At 62.4% G+C, this 6,897-nt stretch carries 5 protein-coding genes; 4 read left to right on the top strand and 1 reads right to left on the bottom strand.

The annotated features are described in order from the left end of the window. Nucleotides 1–190: 190 nt before the first annotated feature. The gene (locus tag B071_RS0108475) at nucleotides 191–1,294 is read left to right on the top strand and encodes a hypothetical protein (protein WP_018526673.1); all 1,104 of its coding nucleotides are present in this window, start codon (nucleotides 191–193) and stop codon (nucleotides 1,292–1,294) included. A gap of 55 nt (nucleotides 1,295–1,349) precedes the next feature. On the opposite strand, the gene B071_RS16720 is transcribed toward B071_RS0108475, so the two are convergent. After that, nucleotides 1,350–2,165 carry an AraC family transcriptional regulator gene (locus tag B071_RS16720; RefSeq protein ID WP_438829664.1) on the bottom strand — a complete coding sequence of 272 codons (816 nt, stop codon included), beginning with the start codon at nucleotides 2,163–2,165 and terminating at the stop codon, nucleotides 1,350–1,352. A gap of 150 nt (nucleotides 2,166–2,315) precedes the next feature. Here B071_RS16720 and B071_RS20610 point away from each other — a divergent pair, with 150 nt between their 5' ends. The 3 genes from B071_RS20610 to B071_RS0108445 all read left to right on the top strand — a co-directional run bounded on the left by B071_RS20610 (nucleotide 2,316) and on the right by B071_RS0108445 (nucleotide 6,428). Next, entirely contained in the window at nucleotides 2,316–4,256 is a 1,941-nt protein-coding gene (locus B071_RS20610; RefSeq protein WP_498365804.1) for a xylose isomerase, read from the top strand. Between the two features lie 621 nt (nucleotides 4,257–4,877). Beyond that, nucleotides 4,878–5,636: an SDR family NAD(P)-dependent oxidoreductase gene (locus tag B071_RS0108450; RefSeq protein WP_018526669.1), complete on the top strand. Its 759-nt coding sequence runs from the start codon at nucleotides 4,878–4,880 to the stop codon at nucleotides 5,634–5,636. 240 nt (nucleotides 5,637–5,876) lie between these two features. After that, nucleotides 5,877–6,428, top strand: a complete 552-nt coding sequence (locus B071_RS0108445) for an STAS domain-containing protein (RefSeq protein WP_018526668.1) — start codon at nucleotides 5,877–5,879, stop codon at nucleotides 6,426–6,428. The last annotated feature ends 469 nt before the right edge of the window (nucleotides 6,429–6,897 follow it).

Below are 6,897 nucleotides of genomic sequence, written 5' to 3'. Positions count from 1 at the left end.
GCCCGGGAGTTCCCCGCCCGGGCGGAAAAAGAACTTTTGAATCAATTTCTTGATTAACTGTACTGGTCATGATAGACTGTCAAAGATTTTCTGATGGAGGGNTCACAANGCCTTAACAATCNGNANTCATAGATTGGGGACGAAAAGGGCCGTTGGCTCTTGTCACAGTTTGCAAAGAGAGAGGAATTGCATGAAGAAGATTATTGTTCTTGCAGCAGCGCTGGCAATGGTTGGCGGTGTGGTTATGGCCGATTTCACGGTCGGCGGGCGCGTTGACACGCGGATCATGAACGGCGAAGACGGAAGTTTCAGCCAGGTCGATACCCGGCTCGAGATGAAATGGCAGATCGACGAGTACACTTGGGCAAACGCGCGCATCCGCTGGGATGTGGGTGACGAAAAGGAAGATGAGACCCCTCGTGAGACTGTTAACAACTTCCGCATGGACCGGGCCCACGCCACGGTTGACCTGGGTGGCCTTTTTGGGACCAAGGACGACATGGGTCTGGGGATCCTCCTCAACGCTGGATACAACCTGGCCGAGGCAAAAAACAACGTCGAGATCGACACCTTCGGCTGGGGCGGGTTCGAGATGGACGACTGGGCCCGGGTGGGAATGCAGTTGCACCTGGACCTGATGGGCATGGCCAACGTCTGGACCGCTGTTGGTATCACCGCTGCCGGTCTTGAGGGAGAGACAGATGCTGCTGGTGACGACGACATCGACATGCCCATGTTTATCGGTCTCGACGGCTCCCAAGACCTGGGTTTTGCTACCCTGGGCTACGAGGCTGTTCTGCACCTCCTCGAGGATGCCGACAAGGACTACGAGATGGGTCTCGGGTTCTCCCTGACCAGCATCGAAGTTGCTCCCGATATCTCCCTCAGCACCGCCATGGCACTGACCCTGTACAGCGATGAGGACATCGACCATATCTATAACTTCACCCTTGGTGTACACTACGCCGACATGGTCGATGCTTACATGGTTCTGATCGGTGACGACGATGAGGCTCTGCACACACTCGGTCTCTCCACGGCTGTGACGCTCAACGAGATGGTGAGCGCCGTTGTGGGTGTCGGTCTCGGGCTCGTTGATGATGACGGGTATTACGAAGAGTCCACCTTTGACTCCCTCGATGTCTCGTTGAACCTGAACCTGGGGTCCATGACCCTGCGTGTTGGATACCTCTACATGGAGGAGGACAACAGCAGGACTGCGATGACCGACGAGTTTGCTCCCACCCTCGACGTGGGTAGCGGTATGTACGTCCGCGCCCGGGTAAACCTCTAAGGTATACCCAAGCACCACGAACCCCGCCTTCGGGCGGGGTTTTTTTTGGCTCTTCTCAGGAATCCTCCCCGACCCGCCGCTCCCCCCGGGGGGCATTCCCCAGACGCTGCCTGAAGACCCGCCGGTACCGGCTCGGGGCAAGGCCGGTGATCCCCTTGAAGACCTTGCTGAAGTGAAACTCGCTGGAGAACCCCAGGTGGCGGGATATCTCNTTCACCGAACACCGCGACGAGACCAGCATGCTCGTGGCTGCCTCGACCTTGAGCTTCCGCAGNTACCGCATGGGGGTGATCCCCAGACTCTCCTGACAGAGCCGCACCAGATGNTCCCGGCTGATCCCCACGGAACGGGCGATATCCTCGAGACTGGCCGGGCGGTTCAGGGAGTTCTGCATCACCTCCAGGGCCTTCTCCACGTGGATCGCCTGGCTCGAGCGGGGGCNTTCCTGGCCCCGGGGGGCGGCCAGGAGGTAGCAGAAGGAGATAAACTGATGCTCTGCGGCCCGGCGGAGCGTCTCCTGCGACGAGAGCCCCCGTTCGCGGAGCTCCTCGAAGAAGAANCGGAACTGTGTNCCGATCTGCCGCGCCACCCAGCGGCGTCCCTCGCGCTCCAGAAGNTCCTGCAGGGGCTGGTCCCGCTGGTCCAGCTCCAGCAGGACGGCGTAGTAGCTCAGGGGCTCTTCCAGATTTGTGGCCTCGATGGAGTGGACCTGGCCGGGCAGGCAGAAAAAGAGGGTCCCCTGGCCGATCTGCCAGAGCTCCTGCTCCAGGTGAAACCGCCCCCGGCCCTGAAGAAAGTAGTGTACCTCGTACTGGCCCGATCCGTGGGCGTGGCGACGCCCGTGCCAGCGGAGTTCCTCCGGTTCCTGCATCTGGTAGACAAAGACGATGTCCTGCAAGGTCATGATACCTCCGGTATATCAATAAATGACATGTAATTGCAACTCCTGCCATTCCCCCGGGGCGGAGAGCCGGTAGAATAGAGGGGAGTCATCACATTACCCCCTGGGGCATTCATCGGAATGCCCCGGGGGCACCCAGGAAGGAGTCAATCCATGAGTACCCTGAAACCCGTGACACCCTTTCGTGGCCGGGAAAGCTATTTCCCCGGCATCGACGCCGTGACCTACGAGGGCCCCGCGTCGCGCAACCCCCTGGCCTTCAAGGTCTACAACCCCGAGGCTCTGGTGGCGGGCAAGACCATGCGCGACCACCTGCGCTTCGCCGTGGCCTACTGGCACAGTTTTACCGGATCGGCCGGAAACGACCCCTTTGGCCCCACCACCCTGGACTATCCCTGGAACCGGGCCGACGACGCCATGACCCGGGCCAGNCAGCGCGCCGATGNNGCCTTCGAGTTCATGTCCAAGCTGGGNGTTCCCTTTTACTGCTTTCACGATGTGGACGTCTGCGACGAGGGCGAGAGCCTGGCCGTCTACGAAGAACGTCTGNAGGAGATGACCCGGGTTCTGGCGGAACGCCAGGAGGCCACGGGGATCCAGCTTCTCTGGAACACGGCCAACCTCTTCTCCAACCCCCGGTACATGCACGGCGCCGCCACAAACCCCGATTTTTCCGTGGTGGCCCGCGCTGCTGCCCAGGTGAAGGCCTGTCTGGAGGCGAACGTGGCCCTGGGGGGGCACAATTATGTCTTCTGGGGCGGTCGCGAGGGGTACAGCACCCTCCTGAACAGCAACACCCGTCTGGAGCAGGAGAACCTGGCCGCCTTCCTTCGGGCCGCCCGCGATTACGGCCGGTCCATCCCCCGCGCTGCTGCCCAGGTGAAGGCCTGTCTGGAGGCGAACGTGGCCCTGGGGGGGCACAATTATGTCTTCTGGGGCGGTCGCGAGGGGTACAGCACCCTCCTGAACAGCAACACCCGTCTGGAGCAGGAGAACCTGGCCGCCTTCCTTCGGGCCGCCCGCGATTACGGCCGGTCCATCCCCCGCGCTGCTGCCCAGGTGAAGGCCTGTCTGGAGGCGAACGTGGCCCTGGGGGGGCACAATTATGTCTTCTGGGGCGGTCGCGAGGGGTACAGCACCCTCCTGAACAGCAACACCCGTCTGGAGCAGGAGAACCTGGCCGCCTTCCTTCGGGCCGCCCGCGATTACGGCCGGTCCATCCCCCGCGCTGCTGCCCAGGTGAAGGCCTGTCTGGAGGCGAACGTGGCCCTGGGGGGGCACAATTATGTCTTCTGGGGCGGCCGCGAGGGGTACAGCACCCTCCTGAACAGCAACACCCGTCTGGAGCAGGAAAACCTGGCCGCCTTCCTCCGGGCCGCCCGCGATTACGGCCGGTCCATTGGCTTTACCGGGACCTTCCTGATCGAGCCCAAGCCGATGGAGCCCACCAAGCACCAGTACGATTTTGACGCCGCCACGGTGATCGGCTTCCTGCACCGCCAGGGGCTGGCCGGGGANTTCCAGCTCAANATCGAGGCGAACCACGCCACCCTGGCGAACCATTCCTTCGCCCACGAACTGCAGACNGCGGCCGACGCCTCCATGCTGGGCAGCATCGACGCCAACCGGGGGGACCCCCAGAACGGCTGGGACACGGACCAGTTCCCCACGGATATGACCGATCTGGTGCAGGCGGTGCTGGTGATTCTGGGGAACGGCGGGTTTACCACGGGAGGGGTCAACTTCGATGCCAAGCTCCGCCGGGGCTCGGTGGATCTGGAGGACCTGTTCCACGCCCACATCGGCGGTATGGACGCCTTTGCCCGGGCCCTGCAGGTGGCCGACGCGCTCCGGCAGGAGGGGACTCTGGAGGAGTTCCGNCGGGGACGCTACGCCTCCTTTGACGAGGGCCAGGGAGCGGCCTTCCGGCGGGGAGAACTCACCCTGGAGGCCCTGCGGGATATCGCCGCAGCCCGGGAGCCCCGTCGTCCCGAGAGCGGGCGCCAGGAATACCTGGAGAACCTGATCAACCAGGCCCTGCTGACCACGCCCCTGGCGTAGGGCCCTGGCCCGGGTCCGGGGCTAGAGGCCCCGCAGATCCAGGACGCGCACCACCGCCACGGGGGTTCCGTCCTGCTGGGTATGGACCTCCAGGGGTTCCACGGCTGCCACGAGGCGGGTGTTGCGCTGGATCAGCCCCGGTGAGGGNGTGCGGGGGGGGCGNTGGGCGATGCGGCCCGAGAAGGCCAGGTCGTCCAGGACCAGCCAGGCCCGAAAGAGCGATACCTCCTGAACCCCCTGCCAGGCTCCACCCACCAGTTCTATCTCGGCGTAGAACTGGTGGGGCTCGTCGGCGTAGACCATCACCGTGGCTGCCACCCCCTCCAGAAGGAGGATTTTCCCCTGAAGCTCCTGCCATCGGCCGGGGTCGGCGGCGGCCCGGGCCAGATCTTCCAGGGAGACCGACATGTCCAGGGTTCGGTCCGGGATGTTGAGGGGGGAGCCCGCCGATGCACCCGGGGAGGGGGTGCTCCAGAGGGGNCCCGTGAGAGCCAGCAGGCCCGCCAGGGCCAGGNNAGAGNTCTTTCGTCGCATACCGCTCGTGNTCATACCTGNAAGTATAGAGTCCCCGCCGGAGAGATACAACTGTTCAGACGGGCNCCTCCCGGGATATGATGGGCCATGGGTCTTTTGACACGGGCCGATGCCCGATCTACCCGTCTTGCCGGAAAAGAGGCGCTGGTGGTGGGTGGCAGCGGCGGAATCGGACGGGCCGTGGCCCTGGCTCTGGCCGACGAGGGAGCCCGGATGGTTCTCCAGGGGGGGCGATCCCCGGAACGGCTGGAACGGGTGGTGACGTACATCAATCACCGGGGCGCTCCCTGCCGGGGGTTTCTGCTTCCCCTGANGCAGGCCGAGGATATCCTGCCCCTGACCGACCAGGTTCCCGAGGTGGATATTCTGGTGGTGGCCTTCGGGCCGGTGGAGTATCTCCCCCTGGCAGAGACGGCACCGGCCAGCTGGCGGCGGATGACCGAGTTAAACTTGCTGCTTCCGGGGTTACTCATCTCCCATTATCTGCCGAAAATGGTACAACGGGGCTGGGGACGGGTGATCCTCTTTGGGGGGCCCCGGGCTGACCGGCTCTGCGGGTTCCGCGAGAGCGCCGCNTACAGCGCCGCCAAGGCCGGGGTGGTCTCGCTGGTCAAGTCGGCTGCGCTCCAGACGGGGGGGCGCAATGTTTCGGTGAACCTGATCTCGCCGGGGTATGTGGACACGGAGTACCTGGAGCCCCGGGAGCGGGAGTTCCAGCGGAAGCGTTCGCCCCGGGGGCGGCTGATTCCACCCGAACGGGTTGCCCGGGTGGTGCGACACCTGATCTGCGCCGACGAGGCCGATGTGAACGGCGCGGTGATCACCGTGGACCAGGGTCTCGGCTAGGGGCTCNGCTCGGGAGATGGGCCTTTTTCTTGGGCCTCCTGTTTGACATTTCCCGAAGCCACATCTACTATTGTAGCAACCGGTACTGTAGCAAACCGGTGTTCTGGCACCTGGTGTTGTGGCCCCGTGATAGTCCGGCGCGGGTGGTGCCGTTCCAGGGGCTCCCTGGTCCGGGGCTGTGGCGCCGGGCAGGGGGAATGTAATAGTGTGATTCAACAAGTGTGGAGTGTATAGGAAGGTATGGCCAATAACGATATCGTACCAGGGTTTGACGAGGAAAAAGACGAGAGTCTCAAGATCCGGCTGGAGCGGGCTTCGGGTACCGAGGGGTGCCTCATCCTGTACCTCACGGGGTACATCGATACCTACAACTCCAACTTTTTNCAGAAGCGGGTGAACCGCGCCGTGGAGGCCGGTTTTGCCCGGCTGATTTTCCATTGTGCGGGGCTTAACTACGTGTCCAGTACCGGTATTGGTTCCTTCACGGCCTTCCTGAAGGCTGTCAAGCCCAAGGGGGGGGATCTGGTGCTGCTGGAGATCCAGCCCAAGGTGTACGAGGTTTTTCAGCTCCTGGGGTTCTCCCAGTTCTTCCAGATCAAGGACAACCTCGATGACGCCGTGGAGCATTTCACCAAGAACGGCAAGGTCCAGCGNTCCGAGGTTTTTCCCAAGATCTTCAAGTGTCCCATCTGTTCCACCAAGCTCAAGGCTTCCAAGCCGGGCCGGTTCCGTTGTTCCAACTGCAAGACCATTCTTGCCATAGACGCCGCCGGGCAGGTTTTCCTGGGCTGATGCCCGGGGCGCCGCCCGGTGTGCTCCTGCTCCCTGGCCTCTCTGTGCGCTGACAGTTTTTTCCAGCCTCTGATTCGTGCTTTTTCCNTGAGTGCCTACCTCTGGTTTCTTGCCTCTGGTTGTTGCGGCAGGCCTGTCCGCACCCTGTGGTACAGCCCCCCGGTTCCGCAGGCCGCGCCGCCTGANGGCGCGGGTTTNCCGGGTGGGGATAGTTCCGGAAAGACCGTGCATAATCGGGGTGTATGATGTGGATAACTTGTGGAAAGTGTGTATGAAAAGGTGGATTACCTGTGGGAAAACGATCGNCCAGGAAGGCTCGGCGNGNCAGGGTAATTATGACCTGTTATTTAAGGTTGTGTAACATCTTTCNTTGTAAGNAATTATAATCTGTCAACAGGATTTTTGGTGTTTTTTTGGGTCAATTTTACCCGGGGGATACTATTTTTTTTATCCCCCGGTGCCGGGAGTG

This window comes from Alkalispirochaeta alkalica DSM 8900 (assembly GCF_000373545.1).
Classification (GTDB): Bacteria; Spirochaetota; Spirochaetia; order DSM-27196; family Alkalispirochaetaceae; genus Alkalispirochaeta; species Alkalispirochaeta alkalica.
The sequence above is the reverse complement of the archived record's forward strand: the minus strand, read 5'-3'. Positions and strand labels throughout refer to the sequence as shown.